Source organism: Adhaeribacter rhizoryzae, from assembly GCF_008629685.1.
GTDB lineage: Bacteria > Bacteroidota > Bacteroidia > Cytophagales > Hymenobacteraceae > Adhaeribacter > Adhaeribacter rhizoryzae.
The window spans coordinates 133826-156519 of sequence record NZ_VWSF01000008.1 but is presented as its reverse complement, the minus strand read 5'-3'; the positions used below and the strand labels follow the sequence as shown (position 1 = coordinate 156519).

General features: G+C 44.0%; 23 protein-coding genes. 8 read left to right on the top strand and 15 right to left on the bottom strand.

Annotated elements, in window-relative coordinates; all coding sequences use genetic code 11:
* Positions 1-295 precede the first annotated feature (295 nt).
* Together F0145_RS12515 and F0145_RS12510 are read right to left on the bottom strand one after the other, a co-directional pair.
* A complete protein-coding gene (locus F0145_RS12515) occupies positions 296-700 on the bottom strand; it encodes a hypothetical protein (RefSeq protein WP_150088749.1) in 405 nt (134 codons plus the stop codon).
* A gap of 40 nt (positions 701-740) precedes the next feature.
* The gene (locus F0145_RS12510) at positions 741-1433 is read right to left on the bottom strand and encodes an ABC transporter ATP-binding protein (protein ID WP_150088748.1); all 693 of its coding nucleotides are present in this window, start codon (positions 1431-1433) and stop codon (positions 741-743) included.
* Positions 1434-1797: 364 nt separating this feature from the next.
* Between F0145_RS12510 and F0145_RS12505 the strand changes: the two genes are divergently transcribed.
* Complete coding sequence (locus tag F0145_RS12505; protein WP_150088747.1) at positions 1798-2613, top strand: hypothetical protein; 816 nt, start codon at positions 1798-1800, stop codon at positions 2611-2613.
* Between the two features lie 162 nt (positions 2614-2775).
* On the opposite strand, the gene lpdA is transcribed toward F0145_RS12505, so the two are convergent.
* From lpdA to F0145_RS12485, 4 genes are all read right to left on the bottom strand, one after another.
* Positions 2776-4179 (bottom strand): dihydrolipoyl dehydrogenase, encoded by a 1404-nt coding sequence (lpdA, locus tag F0145_RS12500; protein ID WP_150088746.1) that lies wholly within the window; start codon positions 4177-4179, stop codon positions 2776-2778.
* Positions 4180-4289: 110 nt separating this feature from the next.
* Positions 4290-5942, bottom strand: coding sequence for a 2-oxoglutarate dehydrogenase complex dihydrolipoyllysine-residue succinyltransferase (gene odhB / locus F0145_RS12495; protein ID WP_150088745.1), 1653 nt, complete (start codon positions 5940-5942; stop codon positions 4290-4292).
* Between the two features lie 107 nt (positions 5943-6049).
* Positions 6050-8827, bottom strand: a complete 2778-nt coding sequence (locus tag F0145_RS12490; RefSeq protein ID WP_150088744.1) for a 2-oxoglutarate dehydrogenase E1 component — start codon at positions 8825-8827, stop codon at positions 6050-6052.
* A gap of 299 nt (positions 8828-9126) precedes the next feature.
* A complete protein-coding gene (locus F0145_RS12485; protein ID WP_150088743.1) occupies positions 9127-10719 on the bottom strand; it encodes a hypothetical protein in 1593 nt (530 codons plus the stop codon).
* Between the two features lie 143 nt (positions 10720-10862).
* On the opposite strand from F0145_RS12485, the gene gloA2 reads away from it, so the two are divergent.
* The 4 genes from gloA2 to F0145_RS12465 all read left to right on the top strand — a co-directional run bounded on the left by gloA2 (position 10863) and on the right by F0145_RS12465 (position 13818).
* Positions 10863-11249 carry an SMU1112c/YaeR family gloxylase I-like metalloprotein gene (gloA2, locus tag F0145_RS12480; protein WP_150088742.1) on the top strand — a complete coding sequence of 129 codons (387 nt, stop codon included), beginning with the start codon at positions 10863-10865 and terminating at the stop codon, positions 11247-11249.
* 78 nt (positions 11250-11327) lie between these two features.
* On the top strand, positions 11328-12995 hold the full coding sequence (locus tag F0145_RS12475; RefSeq protein WP_150088741.1) for a dipeptidyl-peptidase 3 family protein: 1668 nt from the start codon (positions 11328-11330) through the stop codon (positions 12993-12995).
* A 134-nt stretch (positions 12996-13129) separates the two neighbouring features.
* Positions 13130-13405 carry a hypothetical protein gene (locus F0145_RS12470; protein WP_150088740.1) on the top strand — a complete coding sequence of 92 codons (276 nt, stop codon included), beginning with the start codon at positions 13130-13132 and terminating at the stop codon, positions 13403-13405.
* A gap of 152 nt (positions 13406-13557) precedes the next feature.
* Entirely contained in the window at positions 13558-13818 is a 261-nt protein-coding gene (locus F0145_RS12465) for a hypothetical protein (RefSeq protein WP_146894861.1), read from the top strand.
* A 127-nt stretch (positions 13819-13945) separates the two neighbouring features.
* On the opposite strand, the gene F0145_RS12460 is transcribed toward F0145_RS12465, so the two are convergent.
* The 4 genes from F0145_RS12460 to F0145_RS12445 all read right to left on the bottom strand — a co-directional run bounded on the left by F0145_RS12460 (position 13946) and on the right by F0145_RS12445 (position 15707).
* A complete protein-coding gene (locus F0145_RS12460) occupies positions 13946-14320 on the bottom strand; it encodes a methylglyoxal synthase (protein ID WP_150088739.1) in 375 nt (124 codons plus the stop codon).
* A gap of 268 nt (positions 14321-14588) precedes the next feature.
* A complete protein-coding gene (locus F0145_RS12455) occupies positions 14589-14834 on the bottom strand; it encodes a hypothetical protein (RefSeq protein ID WP_150088738.1) in 246 nt (81 codons plus the stop codon).
* Positions 14835-14881: 47 nt separating this feature from the next.
* On the bottom strand, positions 14882-15142 hold the full coding sequence (locus tag F0145_RS12450) for a hypothetical protein (RefSeq protein ID WP_150088737.1): 261 nt from the start codon (positions 15140-15142) through the stop codon (positions 14882-14884).
* A gap of 160 nt (positions 15143-15302) precedes the next feature.
* The gene (locus F0145_RS12445; RefSeq protein WP_150088736.1) at positions 15303-15707 is read right to left on the bottom strand and encodes an Hsp20/alpha crystallin family protein; all 405 of its coding nucleotides are present in this window, start codon (positions 15705-15707) and stop codon (positions 15303-15305) included.
* Positions 15708-16115: 408 nt separating this feature from the next.
* Here F0145_RS12445 and F0145_RS12440 point away from each other — a divergent pair, with 408 nt between their 5' ends.
* On the top strand, positions 16116-16940 hold the full coding sequence (locus F0145_RS12440) for a hypothetical protein (protein ID WP_150088735.1): 825 nt from the start codon (positions 16116-16118) through the stop codon (positions 16938-16940).
* Between the two features lie 83 nt (positions 16941-17023).
* On the opposite strand, the gene F0145_RS12435 is transcribed toward F0145_RS12440, so the two are convergent.
* Complete coding sequence (locus tag F0145_RS12435) at positions 17024-18040, bottom strand: MBL fold metallo-hydrolase (RefSeq protein ID WP_150088734.1); 1017 nt, start codon at positions 18038-18040, stop codon at positions 17024-17026.
* A 115-nt stretch (positions 18041-18155) separates the two neighbouring features.
* Positions 18156-19124 (bottom strand): M28 family peptidase, encoded by a 969-nt coding sequence (locus F0145_RS12430; RefSeq protein ID WP_223816012.1) that lies wholly within the window; start codon positions 19122-19124, stop codon positions 18156-18158.
* A gap of 209 nt (positions 19125-19333) precedes the next feature.
* On the opposite strand from F0145_RS12430, the gene F0145_RS12425 reads away from it, so the two are divergent.
* On the top strand, positions 19334-20125 hold the full coding sequence (locus tag F0145_RS12425) for an FRG domain-containing protein (RefSeq protein ID WP_150088733.1): 792 nt from the start codon (positions 19334-19336) through the stop codon (positions 20123-20125).
* Positions 20126-20336: 211 nt separating this feature from the next.
* On the opposite strand, the gene F0145_RS12420 is transcribed toward F0145_RS12425, so the two are convergent.
* Entirely contained in the window at positions 20337-21614 is a 1278-nt protein-coding gene (locus F0145_RS12420) for an erythromycin esterase family protein (protein ID WP_150088732.1), read from the bottom strand.
* 180 nt (positions 21615-21794) lie between these two features.
* On the opposite strand from F0145_RS12420, the gene F0145_RS12415 reads away from it, so the two are divergent.
* Positions 21795-22025, top strand: a complete 231-nt coding sequence (locus F0145_RS12415) for a hypothetical protein (RefSeq protein ID WP_150088731.1) — start codon at positions 21795-21797, stop codon at positions 22023-22025.
* 128 nt (positions 22026-22153) lie between these two features.
* Here the strand turns inward: F0145_RS12415 and F0145_RS12410 are convergent, their stop codons facing one another.
* Positions 22154-22435, bottom strand: coding sequence for a type II toxin-antitoxin system RelE/ParE family toxin (locus F0145_RS12410; protein WP_150088730.1), 282 nt, complete (start codon positions 22433-22435; stop codon positions 22154-22156).
* Complete coding sequence (locus F0145_RS12405) at positions 22420-22677, bottom strand: hypothetical protein (RefSeq protein WP_150088729.1); 258 nt, start codon at positions 22675-22677, stop codon at positions 22420-22422. The genes F0145_RS12410 and F0145_RS12405 overlap by 16 nt, the downstream gene beginning before the upstream one ends.
* Positions 22678-22694: the final 17 nt, after the last annotated feature.

Sequence of the window (22694 nt, the reverse complement as noted above, 5' to 3'; positions counted from 1 at the left end):
TTGCTAATTACTACAAACTGATTAATTAGGGCTTTAGCAAAATTGCCGTTTTAATCTTTATAACCTTCCCCTCCAAAGGGACATTTAATAACTATTCATTTACAGGAGTCCACACTTGTCATTCAGGAGGAACCTATTTGGCTGCCTGCTAAATAGTTTCCTCCTGAATGACAAGTATGGATTGCTTAAACCTTTATTATATTAACATTTGCGAGTATTAATACCTAAGTAGTATTGTTCAAAAAATTAAAAAGGATTTAAGCTTATAACCGATCAGCCATACGGCCAATGTTGGTTATTCTATTCTGGTAAAATAAAAAGTAAAGGTACGGGCTCCGTTATCAGGGGCATAAAACACCAAGTCTGTTTTGGTTAGTTTATCTATAACTCTGGTGTAAGGCCCGATATCGCCTAACCCGGATACTTCCGGATCTCTTATCAAAATATTATTCTCTATTTTCCAGCTGCCGCTTTGCCGGTATTTCGGATTAGTGTCTTCTGTAATCCAATGGCCGCCTTTCTCGAAAGTAAGGAGTGGATCACCGTTATATTGGTAAGCTAGTTCCGTATTACCGGTCGTTGCTTTAACAAACTTCCATTTACCAATAATTAAATCTTCATTAATTGCCTGGCCCAAAGCAATTGTGCAGGTAAAGGTTAGTAAAAAAAAGGCTACTGAAAAAATCCTGAGGTGCTGCATAATTATTTGTTTTTAATTTATGCTGATGCGTAGCTAAATATTAACTGTTGTAAAGCTCTACGTTTTCGGTTTCGTTTATTATCAGGCCGTCTTTCAGGCGGATAACGCGGTGCGTTTGGGCGGCAATATCGTTTTCGTGGGTTACAATTACCACCGTCATGCCCTGTAGGTTTACCTCTTTAAATATTTCCATTACTTCGTATGAAGTTTGGGTATCGAGGGCACCCGTTGGCTCATCGGCTAGAATTAATTTAGGTTTGCTGATGAGCGCGCGGGCAATGGCTACTCGTTGCCGCTGCCCACCCGACATTTCGTTGGGTGAGTGTTCGGCCCATTCTTTCAAGCCTACCCGGTCTAAATATTCTAAGGCCAGTTTATTGCGTTCGCGGCGACCAACTTTTTGGTAATAAAGCGGCAAAGCCACGTTTTCCATGGCGTTTTTAAAAGAAAGCAGGTTGAACGACTGAAATACAAAACCCAGAAATTTATTCCGGTAAAAGGCCGCTTTGGTTTGCGACAGGTTTTTTATGTGGGTGCCGGCTAAATAATAATCGCCTTTATCGTAATCATCCAGAATACCCAAAATATTCAGCAGCGTAGATTTGCCGGAACCCGATGAGCCCATAATCGATACCAATTCGCCTTCCCGGATATGCAAATCAATTCCTTTCAGCACGTGCAGCTTGTTCTGGGCCACCGCATAATATTTATGAATATCTTTTAACTGAATCATATATTTGTTTAGTCACCTAAATTAACAGCTTATATGTTTAGCATAGTAGTATGCAATACAAGTTAGTTGCTTAGATTTTTAATTACAAATAATTTATATAATTTCTCTTTATTATATAACCGAAAAACTTCACCTATTTATTTTAAACCTATATATTTTTAATTTAAAGGCATAAATACTTTTAAGATGCTATTAAGATGTGCGGGGTTGCCTGAAGCCATAAAATATTAATTTAAATACAGTTAGGCTACTTCGTAAATGCTTAAAACAAAAAATATTAAGCTTTAAGCATTTAATACATTGTCACCACTTGCAACCATTTGCAATGCATAATACTCATTAAAATAAAAGCTGCTGAAAGCGCATGAAAAAAGCCATTCTACCACTGATTGTATTTCTGGTTACAATATTTTCCTGTACAGAAGAAAAGAATGTAGCGCCTGTAGCTAAAAATTCCTGGTTAATAAAAGAAATTAAGGCGTTGCCGGGAAAAACAGCTACCCGGTTTGTTTATGATGCTTCGGGGAGAATATTAGAAACAGAAAGTCTTAATTATTATAACAAATTTTATTACAACCAGGAAGGAGATTTAATTAAGCAGGAAAATGCAATTGACCCTAGCAGTTTTTCATCATCTACGCTAAACAAGCGTACTGAATTAATGACGGCTGCCAACACCGAAATATCCGGTTATACGCTGTACACGTTTAACCCAAACAACCAATTAATAACAGCCAAATATTACCAGAAGCAGAATAATGCATTTATTTATACTTCGAAGCGAAGCTTTGAATACACCGACAGTTTAATTACACGGGTAAATATTCATGATGCTACTGACAGGATTACGCAATACAATACTTTCTCTTACGACAGCAGAGGGAATGTTAGTAAAGAGCATTATTATTCTTTGCTTAATCAATCTGCCGGGGCAACACCCCAGTTAATTCACACGGCAACTTTCCTGTACGATACAAAGAATAATCCTTTCCGGATTTACCGGGAACTGGGTTTGCCGGGCCTCTATACCAACCCCAATAATATTATCGAAACCCAAACCACTTCCTTTACCAATACGCCGGGCATTCCGCAAAGCAGCACAGCTAAAAATACTTACGAATACAACGCTGTTGATTATCCTGTAAAGGAAAACAGCGCTTACGAATATTTATATCATTAATAATTGCCATGCATCTGTGCTTATTTGCTTATGCCATTGCCAGTAACTTCTTTCATTCAGGCTACCGGGTAAATAAAAAATGTTTAAGCACCTTTAAATAAATGCTAAAAAGCCACTTTGGAAATTCCAAAGTGGCTTTTTAACGTTAAACTAAAAGAAATTTTAAATATGTATAGCCCGGTTGTCCGTTGCAGCTAAACAAGCCTCTTTCATGGCTTCGGTATAAGTAGGGTGCGCGTGGCTCATGCGGGCAATATCTTCGGCCGAGGCCCGGAACTCCATGGCAACTACGGCTTCTGCAATCAGGTCGGCAATACGCGGACCAATCATGTGCACGCCCAATATTTCGTCGGTTTCTTTATCGGCCAGTACTTTCACAAAACCATCGGTATCCATGCTGGCTTTAGCCCGACCAGAGGCTTTGAACGGGAATGAACCAGTTTTATAAGCGCGGCCTTGTTCTTTCAGTTGCTCTTCGGTGTAACCCACGCCAGCTACTTCGGGCCAGGTATACACTACTCCGGGTATCAGGTTATAATTAATGTGCGGCTTCTGACCGGTAATATATTCGGCTACCAGTACGCCTTCTTCTTCGGCTTTGTGCGCCAGCATGGCACCCCGTACTACATCGCCAATAGCAAATATACCGGGTACGTTGGTTTCCAGGTGGTCGTTTACGGCAATCATGCCGCGCTCGCCCATTTGTACGCCAGCATTCTCCAGGCCTAAACCCTCGGTGTAAGGTTTGCGTCCAATAGATACCAAACAATAATCACCTTCAAACGTAACAGTCTCACCTTTTGGGTTTTCGGCTGTTACCGTTACGCCGCTGCCAGTATTGGTAGCACCGGTTACTTTGTGCTGGAAGAAAAATTCGAAGCCTAAGGTTTTCTTTAATACCCGCTGCAGCTCTTTACCCAGCGCCCGGTCCATGGTCGGAATAATCGAATCCAGGAACTCCACCACGGTAATTTTAGAACCCAAACGGGCGTATACCGAACCTAACTCCAAGCCAATAACTCCGCCCCCAATAATAACCATGTGCTTAGGCACTTCGGTTAAAGTTAAAGCTTCGGTAGAAGTAATAATGCGTTGCTTATCTACCGGAATAAAGGGCAGAATGGTAGGCTTTGAACCGGTGGCAATAATGGTTTTATCGGTTTCAATTTCCTGTACCTGGCCATCGGTGCCCGTAATTTTAATCTTGTTTTTGTCTACGAAAGAGCCTAGGCCAAAATAGGTATCTATCTTATTCTTTTTCATTAAATAAGAAATACCATCGTTATTAGATTTAATAACGTCGGCTTTGCGCTTAATCATTTGCTCCAGGTTCACTTTCAGGTTATCGAGCTCAATACCGTGGGTTTTAAAGGTGTGCGCCGCATTGTGGTAGTGTTCCGAAGAATCGAGTAGGGCTTTGGAAGGAATACAACCCACGTTTAAGCAGGTACCACCCAACACATTATATTTTTCAATGATGGCCGTTTTTAAGCCCAACTGGGCGCAACGAACCGCTGCCACATAACCACCCGGCCCGGAACCAATAACTGTTACGTCGTATTTCATTTCGCTTAATTTATTAATTATTCTGGCATTTAAGCCGGAATCTATAAAACCATATATAAAAAAGGAGGGAAACTTTAAAACCTCCCCCCTCTTTCTAACTCATAATTATTTTACACGCCTAATAATAATCGCATTGGGTCTTCTAGGAGTTCTTTAACTCGTACCAGGAAGCTTACCGATTCTTTGCCATCGATGATGCGGTGGTCGTAAGATAAGGCAACATACATCATGGGCCGGATAACCACTTGGCCATCAATAGCAACCGGGCGTTGCACAATATTGTGCATCCCTAGAATAGCCGATTGCGGCGCGTTGATAATAGGCGTAGACATCATAGAGCCAAATACGCCACCGTTGGTAATGGTAAAGGTACCGCCGGTCATTTCTTCGATGGATATTTTATTATCGCGGGCGCGGGTAGCTAACCGGATTACTTCTTTTTCAATACCATCTAGCGACATTGATTCAGCGTTGCGGATTACCGGCACTACCAAACCTTTAGGCGCCGATACGGCAATGGAAATGTCGCAGAAGTCGTTGAAAACCATTTCGCCTTCGTCGATCATGGCGTTTACGGCCGGGAATTCCTGTAAAGCTACGGTACAAGCTTTTACAAAAAACGACATAAAGCCTAAGCCTACGCTGTGTTTTTCTTTAAACTTGTCTTTGTACTTGGCCCGTATGTCCATAATCGGCTTCATGTCTACCTCGTTAAAGGTAGTTAACATGGCTGTTTCGTTTTTAACGGCTACTAAACGGCGCGCTACGGTTTTCCGCAAACTCGACATGCGCTCGCGGCGCTGGTTGCGGTTGCCAACCTGGCTACCAACGTTAGCTGGTTGTGCGGCGGCTGGCGCAGCAGCCGGAGAAGCAGGTGCGGAAGCCGGAGCAGCGGGTTTAGACTGGGCCTTCAGGGCATCTTCTTTGGTAATGCGACCATCCCGACCCGTACCGGCCACATCAGTAGCGTTAATACCTTTTTCGCTTAATATTTTACCGGCAGCCGGCGAAGGTGTTCCGGCAGCATACGCCGAAGTACCACCAGATGGAGCTGCGGCCGCTTGGGCTTGCGGTTGAGCACCTGGGGTAGCAGTTGGAGCGGAAGCACCCGCACCCGCCCCGCTACCTACCTGAATTTTACAAATTACCGAACCTACCGGAATGGTTTCGCCTTCCTGGGCAATAATTTTTAAAGTTCCGGCAGCTTCGGCGGGTAATTCAAAAGTAGCTTTATCCGATTCCAATTCGCACAATATTTCATCCATTGCTACCTGCTCGCCGTCTTTTTTCAACCATTTAGAAATGGTAACTTCTGTTATAGACTCACCAACGGTTGGTATTTTTATTTCTTTTTCTTCACCGGTGCCAGTTGCGTTTTCTTCGGCGGCTTGCGGATTAGCAGAAGCCCCCGAAACAACTTCCGGAGCTGGTGCATTGCTGGTTGGCTGACCTGAACCGCCATACCCCGACTGTTGGTTTTCGGCGGGATTGCCGCCATCATTGCTGGCTGGTGCTGCAGTGGCAGCGCCGTTACCAGAAATTTCGGCCAAAACCGAACCAACCGGAATGGTTTCGCCTTCGGGTACCCGAATTTTTAAAATACCGGCAGCTTCGGCGGGTAGTTCAAACGTGGCTTTATCGGATTCCAGTTCGCAGATAACTTCATCCATTGCAACCTGCTCGCCATCTTTTTTAAGCCATTTAGCAATGGTTACTTCTGTAATGGACTCACCTACAACCGGCACTTTAATTTCAAGACCCATAGTTTTTCTAATATAAATCAGACATTAATTTTAGTAAGAATTGCGCTTTGCAAATTAGAAAGAACAATCAGACAACATTAACTTCTTTTTAAATTTTTTCTTTTTTCTTAAATGCTAAATGCTTTTTCTATGATTTCGCGCTGCTGTTTGCCGTGTACTTTATGATAACCGGTTGCCGGCGAGGCACTGGCTTTGCGGGCAATTCCATCCGTCAGAATATTTTTGAGGCGTAAAGCCCGCATCATATAAGCCCAATAGCCCATGTTAGATGGCTCTTCCTGCACCCAGTAAACTTTAGGATTGCTGTATTTGCTTAGTTCGGCTTCTAACTGAATATGCGGGAACGGATGCAACTGTTCTATCCGGATAATGGCCACATCGGTGCGTTTATTTTGCTGTTGCTCTTCGAGTAATTCGTAATACAGCTTACCGGTACACAGTAATATTTTGGTTACCGCTTTTGGTTCGGCATAATTGTCGCCGATTACTTCGCGGAAAGAACCGCTGGTAAAGTCTTGCAGCGGCGATACGCATAACGGATGGCGCAGCATTGATTTCGGCGACATAATAATTAACGGTTTCCGGAATGTCCAGGCCAGTTGCCGGCGTAAAACGTGGAAGAAGTTAGCCGGAGTGGTAATATTAGCCACCACAATATTATATTCAGCTGATAATTGCAGGAAACGTTCCGGACGGGCATTGGAGTGCTCCGGGCCCTGGCCTTCGTAGCCGTGCGGCAACAACATTACCACACCGTTCATCCGTTGCCATTTGGTTTCTGATGGGGTAATAAACTGGTCGATCATGACCTGCGCGCCGTTGGCAAAATCGCCGAACTGGGCTTCCCAGATTACCAGTGCATTAGGGTTAGCCATGGCATAGCCAAATTCAAAACCCAGTACCCCGTATTCCGAAAGCAAAGAATTGTAAATTCTTAATTTTTCCTGGCTGGCATCAATATAATTTAAGCTGTTGTAGGCTTCGTTGGTTTCGGCATCGTGCAAAACGGCGTGGCGGTGCGAGAAAGTACCCCGCTGCACATCCTGGCCCGATAAACGCACAATTTTATTCTCTAATAAAATAGAACCGTAAGCCAATAATTCGGCCGCTGCCCAGTTTAAGCTTTGCTGGTTAAAGAACATATCCTGGCGTTCTTTCAGCAATTTTTCAATTTGCTTCAGCGGTTTAAAACCTTCCGGAATGGAGCTAAGGGCTTTTCCTACTTTCTGAATTGCTTCTGCGCTAATGCTGGTATCTGGCGAACTTTCAAAATCAACCGGCTCGGAACGGCGAAGATTCCGCCATTCTTTTTCCAGGTTCTGGAAGTTGTAAGGCAACGGCTTTTGTTTTACCAGGTTCAGGCGATCCTGTAACATATCGCGGAACTCCTTATCCATGTTCTCGGCTAGTTGCGCATTTACTTCTCCCCGGTTAATTAAATCTTTGTTATAAATTTCGCGCGGGTTCGGGTGCTTCGAGATAAGGTTATACAACTGCGGCTGCGTAAATTTAGGCTCGTCGCTTTCGTTATGACCGTGGCGGCGGTAGCACACCATGTCAATAAATATATCGTTGTGGAACCGCTGGCGGTACTCGGTAGCAATGCGCACGGCAAATACTACTGATTCCGGATCGTCGCCGTTTACGTGAATAACCGGGGCATCAATAATTTTGGCCACATCGGTGCTGTAGATTGATGAGCGGGCATCTTCAAAATCGGTGGTAAAACCAACCTGGTTGTTTATAACAAAGTGAATGGTACCACCGGTTTTATAACCATCCAGGTTCGACATCTGGGTAACTTCGTACACAATGCCTTGCCCGGCCAGCGCCGCATCCCCGTGAATTAAAATTGGCAGAATGCTCTTGTAATCGTTGCCGTACATCGAATCGATTTTGGCCCGCACAAAACCTTCTACTACCGGGTTTACCGCCTCTAAGTGCGAGGGGTTTGGTGCCAGTTTTAAATTAACGGTACCACCCGATGGGGTTTGTACTTCGCTGGAATAACCCATGTGGTATTTTACGTCGCCATCGCCCATGGTTAAATCCGGTACGGCGGTACCTTCAAACTCGCTGAAGATTTGCTCGTAGGTTTTGCCCATAATATTGGCCAGCACATTTAACCGCCCACGGTGTGCCATACCAATTACCACTTCTTTTACGCCCAGTTCCGAACCTTTATCAATAATTGCATCCAAGGCCGGAATAGTGGTTTCGCCGCCTTCTAAAGAGAAGCGCTTTTGGCCTAAGAACTTAGTATGTAAGAAGTTTTCGAAAACAACGGCCTCGTTCAGTTTAGAAAGAATGCGTTTTTTATAATCTAATGATGGATCAAAATTCAAAGACTCATGCTCGATTTTTTGTCTGAACCAATCCAGAATTTCCGGATCGCGGATATACATGTACTCGAAACCAATGGTGCCTTCGTATATTTTTTTCAGCGCCCCAATTATATCGCGTAAAGTAGCCGGGCCAATGCCAATTTCTTCGCCAACTCTAAACACGGTGTCCAGGTCGGCTTCGGTTAAATGGAAATCTGGTAAATCCAGGCGGGCTTTGCGGTCTTTGCGCGGGCGCACCGGGTTGGTTTTAGAGCGCAAATGGCCGCGGCTGCGGTAGGCGTATATCAGGTTACGTACCTGTACTTCTTTGTCAACGTCGCTGGTAACAGTTGGGGCAGTTGTTTCTTTCTTAGGTTCTGCTACTGCGGCATGTCCGTTAGCGCTATTACCGTTGCTGCCGGCGTATTTAACCGAAAAATCGTAGCCTTCAAAAAATTTCCGCCAGCCAAAATCCACCGATTCGGGGTCCTGTTGGTAGCTTTTATATAATTCATCAATATATGCAGCGTGGGCATTTGCGATATAAGAATAATTATCCATCAGATTTCATCATTTAAAATTCGCCAAATATATATAAATATAAACTCCATATAAAATAAATATGCGCATAAGCAAATATGGAATAGAAAATTCTTATATTCAGATAATTATTTATACTTTCTCATAAGCCTATGCATCTTCTGGGTGAGTTAAGTATTTACAGGTACAACATTACGAAACAGTAAATTAAATAATTAACGCAAGGCTTCCTGAAAGGATATTTATTTTGCCTTTTTTGTTTAAGCAAAATCAGTAGTAATAAACTTTTAAACTACCATAACACATAAATAATCAATGGATTACAGACCTTCCCGATCGAAATAATGAACAGAGAGATCTTCTTTTAAAGTTTTGTCTTCTGAGCTGGGGCCCCAAATTATTTCGTTGCCTTCGTGGGTATCAATAATAATGGTGCTTTTCTGGCCGCTGGTTACCTGCGAATAATCAGTGATTATATCTTCGCCTAAACCGCCCACAATATTTATTTTAATGCTTTGTTCTACTTTGCCCGTTACTTCAAAAATATCGGCGCCCGCCAAACCATGTAAGGTAATTTCTTTTGTTTCGTGGCTGGTAAAAAGGCGTTGGTAATACAGGTTCCGGACAGCACCAGCAGAAGTTAGCTGGTAAATAGTAACCTGTACTTGCCCGTTTGACAAACGCTTAATTACAAACTTTTCGCGCTCGTCGGTGCCCGGAATTATTACGTGGCGGGCTAGTACCCGGTAATATTTTGTTGCTATCGCCACTAAGTTCTGGCGGCGGCTTTTGAGTTTATTAACTAAATCGGGGCCGGTTAATTTATAAACCGCTGGTGGCAATATTCTTACGGCTGCTTCTAGCACAGAGTCGGTTAGTTGCGCCTGCAGTTGCTTAGCCAATGCTTTAAATTCGGGCAAGGTTACGCTGGTAAGGGCGCGCGCATCTATAAAACTGGCGTTTATTGTGTAACCCTTAACATTAGTAACCTGGTAATCGAAATGGCTAAACTTAGGCATGGCAAAATTGCGGGTAAGTAACCACGGCAGTAGGCCGTCCTGGTACAAGCTAAAAGCCTGATCGCGATCTTTCGGAATAGGTTTATAATACGTGACCGAATCAGTGGAGAAGGCAGCCCAATTCCATTGGCCTTCGTGCCGGTCCCAGTCGCCAATAAATAAATCGAACAACCGGCATTGGGCAAAAGCTTTTTCGTCGATGCGGTGGTTCTGGTACCGGAATCGCCTATCGAGCATAACGCGGCTATCTACCAGTTCCGAAGCTTCTTTAAACTGCGGCCACACCCGGGCACTGTCGCCGTATTTTTCTTCGAGCAGGAATAATTTATCTCCCATCCGGTTTTTAAAAGGCTGAATGTGGGAATCGGAAGCCGAAACAAAAACTACCTGCGGATTGGTATGAAATATTCCTGCGGCTTTGGCTAGCGGGCTTACCACCAAGGCACCATACGGATGAGAAGCTGAAATCTGATCGCGTAATAAATCGGCAAAAACGGTGCGTCGCCAGAACGGCGGCAAAATATTCACGGGGTCTTTATCCAGGGAGCGCAACACCCAGGTTTGTCCGTTAGGGGCAATTAAGCTTAAGCTGGTAGTTTGCTGGCCACCGCCCAATTTTCCTACGCGCATGCCACCTTTTAGCTGAGCTAAATTTAATACAGGCACTTTTATGGGCGTAGTCCAGACCGGGCGGTAGTGCTGCCCGAGTAAAAATTCACCTAACCAGCCCCGGGCATAGTGTTCGCCGGCACTGGCCCACACAAAACCGGGTTCAGTTGCCTTCCGGAAAGTAGGTGCAGGCGGGGTTTGCGTAATACCCGAAAAAAAAAGAATTTTCACCAACCCCCAGGCAAGTAAACCGATTAAACCCAAAAAGAGTATTTTTTTACGCATGCTTGCTGCTCTATCTGAATTTTTGCTGAGCACCAATTCAGGTTCTTGTTTAAACGGCTTTACCTTTAGCGCGAATTTAATATTATTATATAGTGTTTCTTTCTATATTTATTTTTACGGCATCTAACCTATTCTGTTAAACCATGCAACTCGACCGCATTCATCATATTGCCATTATTTGCTCGGATTACGCTGTTTCGAAAGAATTTTACGTTGGGAAATTAGGCCTGCAGGTAATACAGGAAACGTACCGGGCACCACGGCAATCTTATAAATTAGATTTAGCCGTAAATGGCGTTTACCAGATAGAACTGTTTTCGTTTCCGGAACCGCCGCCACGCCAAAGCCAACCCGAAAGCTGCGGTTTACGCCACCTGGCTTTTGCAGTTAAAGACTTAGAGGCCGCTGTAGCCGAGCTAAACGCAAAAGGAATAATTACCGAACCAATTCGGGTAGATGAACTAACCGGCAAACGGTTTACCTTTTTTCAGGACCCTGACAAATTACCCCTGGAACTTTACGAGAGCTAAGCAATTGGTAAAAGTTAAATCGACACGTATACCCCAATAAAATTTGTAATTTAGCCTCACTTGCTAAACCTGTTTTGTATGAAGCTTAAATATATGCTATTCCTGGCTGTGGGCAGTTTAATGCTGGCTGGCTGTTCTAACCAAAAGAAAACCGACAACCAAACCAAGGGCACCACGGCCACCCCAGACGAAACTGCCGCACCGCTGCACCAACGCCTGAATAAATACGAAGAAGTTAGCCTCACCACCGATTTAAATAAGCTAACGGCTAAGGAAAAACAAATGATTCCGTTGCTGGTTGAGGTGGCCAAAATAATGGATGATATTTTCTGGTACGAAGCTTATGGGCAGCGCGACTCGCTGCTGAATTCTATCTCGGACGGGGCCACCCGCCGGCTGGTACAAATAAATTACGGCCCCTGGGATAGGTTAGATAACAACACCCCTTTTATTAAAAATATTGGTCCCAAGCCCGAAGCAGCTAATTTTTACCCGCCCGATATGACCAAAGAGGAGTTTGAAAAAGCTGATTTAAAAGATAAGAAGAGCCAATATACCTTGCTGCGCCGCGACCCAAAAGGCCAGTTAATAACCATACCGTACCACGTGCAATTTAAAGCGCAGGTAGAAAAAGCTGCCGAATTATTGCGGCAAGCGGCCGGTTTGGCCGAAGATGCGGGGCTGAAGAAATATTTAACCTTGCGGGCCGAGGCATTGCTCACCGATAACTACCAGCCCAGCGATTTAGCCTGGATGGATATGAAAACCAACACCATCGATTTTGTGGTAGGCCCCATAGAAGTTTACGAAGACAAATTATTTAACTACAAAGCCGCGCACGAAGCTTACGTATTAATAAAAGACCAGGAATGGAGTAAAAAACTGGCCCGGTACGCGGCATTCTTGCCCGAATTACAGCGCGGCCTACCGGTAGCTGAAAAATATAAAAAAGAAAAGCCCGGCACCGACTCTGACCTGAACGCCTACGATGTAATTTACTACGCCGGCGATTGCAATGCGGGCAGCAAAACCATTGCCATTAACCTGCCCAACGACGAAGAAGTACAGTTAAAAAAAGGCACCCGGCGGCTGCAGCTAAAAAATGCCATGCAGGCCAAATTCGATAAAATAATGCAGCCCATTGCCACTACCTTAATTGCCGAAGACCAGCGGCAGCACGTTACCTTCGATGCTTTTTTTGCGACAACCATGTTTCATGAAGTGGCACACGGGCTGGGCATTAAAAACCTGGTAAACGGCCAGGGCACCGTGCGCGATGCTTTAAAAGAAAAAGGCTCGGCGCTGGAAGAAGGCAAAGCCGATATTCTGGGCTTGTACATGATAAACCAGTTGCACGCCAAAGGCGAAATCCAAGGCGACATGAAAGATTATTATACTACTTTCCTGGCGGGTATTTTTCGGTCGGTAAGGTTTGGCGCCGCCAGTGCCCACGGGCAGGCCAATATGGTGCGCTTTAACTTTTTTGCCCAGAACGGCGCTTTTGAACGCGACGAAAAAACCAATACCTACCGCGTAAACTATCCTAAAATGGAACAGGCCATGAATAAATTATCGGCAGAAATATTAACCTTGCAAGGCAACGGCGATTATGCTGGCGTAGGAAAATTACTGGAAGAACAAGGCAAAATAGACAGCAAACTGCAAGCCGACCTCGACCGCCTGAGCGAGGCTAATATTCCGGTAGACGTGGTATTTGACCAAGGCCTGGAAGTACTTGGCCTTTAGTAGTTAAAAGCAGAAAGCATATTAACAATTCGTTAAAACAACTATTTGTGTCCTCTTTTTTAGGCAAAATCAACTGCAAATGCGTTAATTAGAAATATTAATTTACTTTAAACCCTTACTAACAAATTAAAATTATGGCAAAAAGCGCGCAATATTCCGGTATCTCTCCCGAAATCTATAACAATCTTCGTTCAAAATTATCTGGCTTTGGCATTAACCTGGCCGGCAACAACGGTCGTATTTCTGAGAAAGGCGTATCAGCCGAATACAACTACGATGAGGCTACCCAAACCCTGGCCGTAAACAATGTAAATGTTGGCTTTCCGGCCAGCATGATGTACAGCCCGGATAAAATATTGCAGAAAATCGGCGAAGAGGTAAAAAACGCTGGCGGCAACCAATTGGCTTAGTATTGTTGGTTATTGATAAATCTAAAAAATGATTAGCCGTGGTTTATAGTTTTACGTATAGCAAATGCTGTTGGCAAATAGGCCTAAAATAGGCCTGCCTGCAACAAATAGGTGCTATAAAAAGTAGAGAACACTAAACAAAAACTAAAATTATGGATCAGGCTAATAATACTTCCCTAGTACAACCACAGGATTTATCGCGGGCTTTCGAAAATGTGATGCACGTATTTAAAGACGGTAACTATGAAAAACTACCCGATTTACTGCAAGATACCGGTCACCTGCTGATGAAAGCCAGTAAAAAACTAACGCCCCGGCAAATGGTTTTAGCGGTAGCTGCGGTGGCAGTGGTAACAATTTTTGTAGTGGCCCGGGCTGCGGATGATAACGACGAGCACCACCAGGCTGCTTAAAAGCCAAAGCTGCTTTTACATAAAGGCCTCTGCTGCTATACGCGGCAGAGGCCTTTTTTTTAAGATAATTTACCAAATTAGCATATTCCACGCGCTTTAGAAATAGGCTGCTCCTTCCTAGACTAGCTTAAGGTTGCGTTTGCTGTTCCAAAATAATATAATCGGCCGAGGCCCGGTTTAACGCAATGGGCACGTTGTTAATTACCGCCGTCCGGATTAGGGTTTGAATATCGTGTTCGTGGCCGTGGGGGTTTTCAGAATCAATAAAAAATATTACTTTCTGCACTTTGCCTTTTAAAATTTTGGCCGAAAGTAAAATATCGCCGCCGCTGGGGCCGTGGCCAAAAGGCTTTACTTCTAAACCCAATAAACCACTAATTAATTTAGCGGTGTTAGAGGTGCCAATTAATTCGTAATGCTGCAATATTTCGCGGTGTTGCTTGGTCCAGGCTAGCAGTTCGTTTTTTTTCTCGTTATGGGCAATCAAGGCAATTGTTTTCATATAGGGCAGGTTTGCTTTACAAAAGTTTTGTATTAAAGTAAAAATTATTTTTACCCAACAAAAAACAATTATGTAGAGGTAGTTGCAAAGCGTACACTTGCCACCAGTTATATGGGCATAAAATAAAATTAGCCGGCCAGCAATATTTAAATATTACTGGCCGGCTAATTTTATTTATAAACACTGATAAATTATTATTTACCGCGGTAGGTATTCCGGTTTCGGGGGTACCTTAAAAAACCTCTAAAGCTTGTTCTTAAATAAATGGTTAAACCACTTTAAGCTGAATGGTATCCAGGTAAGGCTCCAGCGATGGTTTACCGGTAAGTACCCTAATTAATCCAACAGTTTGGTCGTTGTGCAAATACCAAATTTCTACGTAAAATTTATGAAACCAATAAAGCTCAATTTTGCACCAGCCCTTAACCCGGTAATGAATGTAATTGCCATGATTGCGCAAAATAGCTACTTGTTCGGTGGTGGTTAAAACTTTAAACTCTTCCTGTGCCAGCATTTCTCCCTCTGCTCTAAATAAAAAAATATGCTTGCACCTACGAAAAATTAATTCAAACAGATACTAAATATTTCGAAACGGTCCGAAGCAAAACTCCAGTGCGACGGCGACGGATGAATTTCTTCGCCGTTTGCGTCCAGAATGGTAACGGCAAAACCCTCACTATTATTCAAAGCTTCGGTGTAATGTTTAACCTGGTAAATGCGCCCTTCCTGAATCCATTCCTGGGGCTCGAAGGCCGGTAACGAATCATCGATGCATTGCGCATACACGGCCATGTATTTGGGAGGAAATATTAAATTAACCATGTCCTTTAAACTCCTATAAAAATGTTTTTGTTCCGGCCCACCGGTATATTCTGGTTTTAGCCAAGCACCGTGAGCTATCCGCTTTCCGGCACCATTTATATAAAGTAAATAAAAAAGGGCCATTATTCATAGCCCCTCGTTTATTTTTATTTCAACAGTTTTACTCCTGTTCTATCTGAATACTGCGGCGGTTATTTAAACGGCCTTCGGTAAACGGTAAGTTTATGTGCAGTTTGCCGTTTCTGTAATTGGCCTGAATCTGGTCTACATCCACGTGAAACGGTATGTCAATAACCTGCGCAAACAAAGGCAAATTAACACTTGGCTGCTCGGTATTATATTCTTCGTTTAACGGTAAAGTAGCATACACCATCAGTTTATTATACTCTACCTGTACCTGTATCAGGTCTGGACTAACCGATGGTGCCAACACAGTTACCACCATTTTATCTGGCTTATTAGTTACCTTAAACTGAGCCATACTAATGCCACCGGTTAAGGTATTTAGTTGGTCAATCTGGTTACCAAAGCTTTTTAATATTTTTTTATTTTTTATGATATACATCGTCTTTTCCCTTCATGATCTTATGTTTCTTAACAAAACAAATCTTATACCATACTGTAAAAATTGCTGTTTTATTTAGGCACGAGCAAAAGAACAAGACAAAATGGCATTAATCTAATTACCAGCCCGAGCCCCATAAGTACATAATAATTATAGCCTTTTGTATTACAAACCCTTACAGAAAATACAACTTTCCCTGTTTAGCTCCGGAATAACATTATTGTCAGATACCTATAAAATATTTAGTAGAATCTGTGCCTGCGTAAGCAGTAATTATTAGAATGCGGCTGTCTAAAAGCTTAATAATATTCTGCTGCTCAATTATTTCTTAACTCTCTTAAAGTTATTCCCGTAAAAAAAGCCAAACCCTTTAGCAAAGGATTTTAACTTAATTAATAAAATAAAACTATGGATTATAACACAAGACACTCGGGGGAAGAGGAGCAAAACTTTAACCCCGACCGCAGACACTTAGAAGAAAACCAACGGGTTGGCCGTAATATTTACCGCGACCGCGGCGACCGGAACCCGCAAGACCAATACCGCAGCAGCCAAAATTATCAGAATCGCAACGAAGGCAATGAGCGCGGACAAACGCATTACGGTGCCCGCCCCGACAGCGCCTACCGCGATGCGAACCGGATAAACTACGGCGATAACCGGCCCGACAGAGACCGGAACCAAAATCAGGATCAAAGCCAGAACCGTTTCCAGGATCAGCGTTATAACCAAGACCAGAACCGCTATCAAAATCAGAATCGTAATTTCGGAGATAAGCAAAATTACGATAGCCAGAACACTTACGGCGACCGACGCGGCAATTATTACAACGACCCACCGCAAGGCGACCATGGCGGCACCCGGTTCTGGGGCGAGCGCGAAGGCTACAAGCAAGATGATTACCGTTATACCAGCGGCAACCGGGGCAACTGGGAAGCTCCCGGCATTGGCCGCAAGGACTATGACGATGATGACCGCAACCGTTACCAGAATAATTACCGCAACGACCGCAATTATAACCAAGATCGGGATCGCGGCTTTTTCGACCGGATGGGCGACTCTATCAGCAATGCATGGAACAGCATGACCAGCAACGACGATGATAATGATTACCGCAACCGGGAGCAGCAAAACCGCAATTTTAACCGGGGCTATGAATCCGGTCCGCGTTGGGCCGATGAAGATGACAACTACAATCGGGACAGGCGTAATCGTCGTCGGCACGATGATTAACGATTTTTATTAAAACTAAAAAAGCCGGGTAAACCGGCTTTTTTAGTTTTAATATCTTTAGTTTTAATATTTTCAGGGGTAACTTAAAATTTAGCAATACCGGCCAGAAAACTTTTATCTATAAAATCGATGGTATTGTTGCGGCGGCGAATAGCCAGAACCGCCATACCGGCTAAAGCCACCAATCCAACGCCCACCAATACTTTAGGAACCGGGTCGGGCACCGGCGGCGGCAAAGAGATTACCCCACTTTCATCGGCTTCGGCCGGCTGTTTAATATAGCGCCCCTGCGACGGTAACGCTCGCTCGTCGAACTCCCGGAACAAAAGTCCTAACTGGTCTAATAATTCTTCGCCGTACATAGGTAAGCCGTGGCCGGTAGCCGCTACTTTGGGCCGCAGCAACCAAAGCCGCTCTAAAGATCGTTTGGCGGCTTCCCAGTTAGGCGTATAATAAGCCGGCGGCCCGTGCACTTCTTGTTTCTGGGTCATTACGGCTAACATAGATTCCTGCCTAACGGTTACAAAAGCATCGCCGGCAATTAATACACTATCGCTGTCGCGGAAAAGCGAAATATGGCCCGCCGTGTGGCCGGGCGTATGCAGAAAAGTCCAGCCGGGTAAATGCGGTACGGTGCCGTCGTTGGGTAAGGCTTGCACCTGGCGGCTAATATCTATGGGTTTATTTGGGTAAATCCTGGACATAAAAGCCATGCCGCCACCGCCAACAGTTGGGTCAGGGGGCGGATAAGCCGAGCGACCCGTTAAATAAGGTAATTCCAATAAATGCGCATAAACCGGCACATCCCATTCTTCCAATAACTGGCGCAAAGCACCCACGTGGTCGAAATGGCCGTGCGTAAGAATAATGGCCTGGGGCTTGGTGCCTTTGCCGTACAATTTTTCGGCGGCCCGCTTTATCCGGTTAGCCGAACCAGCCAGCCCCGCATCTACCAGCACCCAATTACCGCTCGTATCAGCCGGGTCGCTAATCAGGTAAACGTTTACCATTACTATTTGCAAACAACTAACGCCTGGCGCAACGGTCAGAAAGTCGTTCCGTTTCAGGTTCTGATAAATTGCTTTAGTGTGACTCTGCATATATTTTTTTTTACAGGTACATAGGATAAATGCATCTGGTATCAGACGCATTTTAACTTAAGGTTACGCATAAATATCAGCTTTAGTTTATATTAAATCAGCTACTTCTAAAATCTTACAAATGCACCACTGCCCAGTAAACGCCTTTTACTACTTCCGCCATTTTATCAAAATTCAGCGTATCAATGGTGTCGGATTCGAGGTGATAATTGGGGTTGCGGAAGAAAGCCGTGTTGGTAATCATAACAGCCGGATAGTTGTAGCGCCAATAATTCAGGTGGTCCGAAAAATCTACGCCCGGCACCGAAGCCGGCGCTGTTAACGACTCTACCCCAATTTGGCTGCCCGCCAGCATATATTTTTTCAGGTGCTTTACTAAGCTGCCCTGCCCCATATTGCCTACCACCGAAATAAAATTGCCTTTATTGGGGTAAATAGCTTTTAAGGCAGCTACCGGGTAACGTTGCGAATTCTTTTCTTCGGAGTAATAACCAATCATTTCAAGGCAAACCATTCCTCTTAATTTTACCCCGGCCTCGGCCAAAGATTTGGCGTGCACGGCGCTGCCCATATCATCGGTTTTAAAATAAGGCGGCTCTTCCAGCGCAAACGCTACAAAATCTATCCGGTATTTTAGCGCCGGCTTTTGCTGATTTACCAGTCGTGCTATTTCGAGCAAACCTGCTACCCCGCTGGCATTATCGTCGGCGCCGGGCTGGTCGCCGCACACATCGTAGTGCGCTCCCACCACAATGCGTTCGCCGGTTTCCGGACCTAACGAGCAAATAATATTTTTATACTCCTGCTGACCTACCTTAAAGTTTTGGTAAGTTACCTCAGTAGATATTTTTTGAAACTCCTGGTAAATATACGCCGCGCTTTTATTTAACGAAGCTACGTTAAAAGCATTGCGGGCAGGTTTAAGACTGGTTAAAAATTCTACATCGGCATAAAGCCGGTCTTTGTTTACCGGTAATGGCTCTTTTGCAGTCATGTTATTTTTAAAAGAGTTGTTTCGCTGAAAAGCCCCCGATAGTACGCCCAACAATGCCAGGAAAACAATAACCAGGAACGCTTTATTCATACGATAATATTGAATATTTAATGTACCTCAAAGCTGTAGGTAATGGTAGCCGGTTAGCTATAACGCCATACGCACAACATAAATTTTGTTTAAATCCGGAATAGAATTACGTATAAACCTTCGGTTATTTTACGTACATATCACCGCTTAAAAGCAACGCTATTGCCGTATAACCAACAAACTTTTGAATTTGCAAAAACAGCACCTGTATGGAGCTAGAAAACGACATAGTGGTACAATCCTGGGAAGAACTGCAAAAAGCTTTATTTCATAATTCCTGGGACGAACGCATTAACCGGTTCCGGTCGCCGTATATTTACCGGGGGCTGGGCAGTAGAAAGTACGATTTAAAAACGAGTTTAATCCGCTTGGGCGGCGATTACGGCAAGCTGGAACATCACCTGCTTCGCAATTTTAAAAAATACGCCCACGAAGATGCTTCACCGGGAAATTCTGTCTGGAACTGGCTGGCCGTAGCCCAGCACCACGGCTTGCCCACGCGCCTCCTCGACTGGACTTATTCGCCGTATGTGGCCTTGCATTTTGCTACCGCCGATTTTAATAATTTTGACAAGGATGCCGCAATCTGGTGCATTAACTATGTAAAAACAAACAATTATATTCCGGAAATACTGCGGGAAACCATTTACGCCGAAGGCTCTAACGTGTTTACCCCCGAAATACTGGAACCGGTTTGTTCTTCTTTAAAAGAACTGGGTACTTTTCAGGAAGAAGACTTTGTAATATTTCTGGAGCCACCTTCGATCGACGCGCGCATTGTACACCAGTTTGCCTTGTTTTCGATGATGTCGAGTCCTCATGCGATTTTAAACGATTGGCTGGTCAACCATTCTGATTTATATTTCCGGATAATAATACCTGCCCGCCTGAAATGGGAAGTGCGCGATAAACTGGATCAGGCCAATATTACCGAACGGGTGCTGTTTCCGGGACTGGCCGGCCTAAGCCAATGGCTCCGCCGCCATTATACCACTACTTAGTTGTTGTTGATGATTGATGGCTGGTTGCTAATTGGTTGTTGGTTGTTGGTTTTAATTATTTAATCAAAAATATTAGTGCTAAAACCCACTTTTATTATTCAGGAGCAAACTTGTTGGCTGCCTGCTAACAAGTTTCTTCCTGAATAATAAATGTGGGTTACTAACCCCATATTCAACCATTAACTAACAACCAGCCATCACCCATCAACAATTACTCTGCCCAAGGATATAATTCTGGTGGTTGCGTATGGTCCTGGTGAATGGCTAAGGGATGCAACGCCCGGGTAGTATCGATGTAAGCAAAAGCATCGTAACGGCGCGGTATTATAGTGGGCACGTAGTTGCCAAAGCGCTCGCGCCGCGGATGATACACCACCCCAATAGCCCGGTGGCCGATAGATTTTTCCAGCTCTTTCAGGTTGCGGAGGTCTTTCGAGAAAATAAGTTTATTGTTAGCCCCTATTTCGTGGAGCATGTATTCCCAGGTACCCGGTGGCGCGGCCGGCACTTCCATTTCCGCCATAGGTTCGCCCCATTCATCAGCGGCAATTACCGAGCCTTTGTAAGAACCAAATCCTACAATATACACGTTTTCTTCGCCGTATTGCTCACGGGCCAGTTGACCTACGTTTATCATGCCGGCGCGGGCCATATCGGTGTAGCGGGCATCGCCCACGTGGGTGTTGTGCTCCCAGATTATGGCTTTGGAATTGGGTCCGTGCAGGTCCAGGAGGCGGGTCAGGGTTTCCATCATGTGGCGGTCGCGCACGTTCCAGGAACTGCCGCCGCCCCTAATCATGGCCCGGTAATATTTTTCGGCATTAACTGCTACAAGTGCATTTTGTTCCGCATCAAAATCCGACTCGCGTGTTGTACCAGCCTCCAGCCCTTTGGTACGTAACGTATGTAGCATGTTTACCACTTCGTCTTCACAATCCTGCGATACAAACGCTACGGCGCGGGCATATTCCTGAGGGTCTTCGGAGTAAGGTTCAAAGCACCGGAAAGCTTTGCGGGCCGCTGCAACAGCCGCACCATCTTTCTTCTCTAAATAAGCCAGAATTTCCTGCAGCGAATCCCAGAGGCTGTAAACATCGAGGCCATAAAAACCTACTTTTTCTTTTTCGGGTTTACCATTATTATGTTGTTTAAGCCAGTCGGCCAGCGCCGCAACTTCCCAGTTTCCCCACATCCAGGTGGGCCAGCGGTTATAGGTGGCGAGTACTTCCAGCGCGGTAGCATTGTCGTTGCGCTGGCCTTTGATAAAATTATTCACCTCAAAACAATCCGGCCAATCGCCTTCTACCGATATAAAACTAAAGCCTTTTTCCTGAATCAGGCGTTTGGAAATAGCTGTTCGCCAGGTATAATATTCGGAAGTACCGTGCGAAGCTTCGCCCAATAATACAATGCGGGCATCACCAATTTCCTGAATTAATAAATCTAAGTCCTGGGCCTGTTGCAGAGGATAATGCGGAATATTTGCCATAATTTTTCTCTTTTGTTAACCGCGGTTTATACCATTGGTTTTACGATAATTACCAGAGTAGTTTCGGCGTAATGCTAATTTGTAGAAGCGAATATTTTTAGACCTATCCGTACTTTTCCGGAAACCTGCCGTAAAAGAGTAATCCGAGAGTATTTTAAAACACTTAAAGCACTTAAAACAATGGAACCACAAGATAAAAACGACCAGGCCACCCAACGGGAAGCCGAAAACAACAGCACCGAAGGACTTCAAAATAAATCGGCGGACGAGCAAGCTAAATTTGCCCAGGGCGGCCAGCCGGCCGGACACTCGCAAGGCGGCCAGGGTGGCAAACAAACCCAACACGGCGATGAGAACCCCCGCCACGATAAAAACGATGAATTAAGCGAATTTGCCCGCGAAGATAGCTAGGCAATATTTTACTTAAATAATTAAAAAATCCTGGATAATGTTGCTATCAACATCATCCAGGATTTTTATAATATTACCAGAACAATTTTTAAAAGAAAATCACCTTAATATTATTAACTGCTTCCCCTTTAATTCTTCTTCCGGTTATCGAAAAAATTAAGTAGGATAATATTTCTACCTTCTATTCTATAAAATACGGTGGTATGCTTTGTCAGTAAGAAACCCCGAATATTCCGACTAGGATTTTGAACTGCGTCCATTTCTGGAAAATCTATTAATAAGTCTAAAAAGTTATAAGTTCTTCTGATAAAAGCTTTGGTTACTTTTTGTCCCCATTCTTCATTTAAATACTTTAAAATATTCAAAAACTTTTTATCAGCTCTTTTGGTCCAGACTATTTTATTAGCCATTCCTGGTGTTTTTGTCTTACTTCTTCGTCGCTTAGCAAATTATTACTGTCTTTACTTTCTTCGTCAGCTAATAATAATTCGGCTTTCTCTTCTTGGGTTAATCTTTCCCAAAGTTGTCCTTCCTGGGCTTGACTTTTCTGAAAAAGTAATTCATAAAAAGATGTAAGCAATTCTTCATTCTCAATTTTTTCGATGAGTAGATGAAAATTTGCTTTTATATTTCCTAAAGCCATATATTTCATTCTTTATGCTTTCTAAT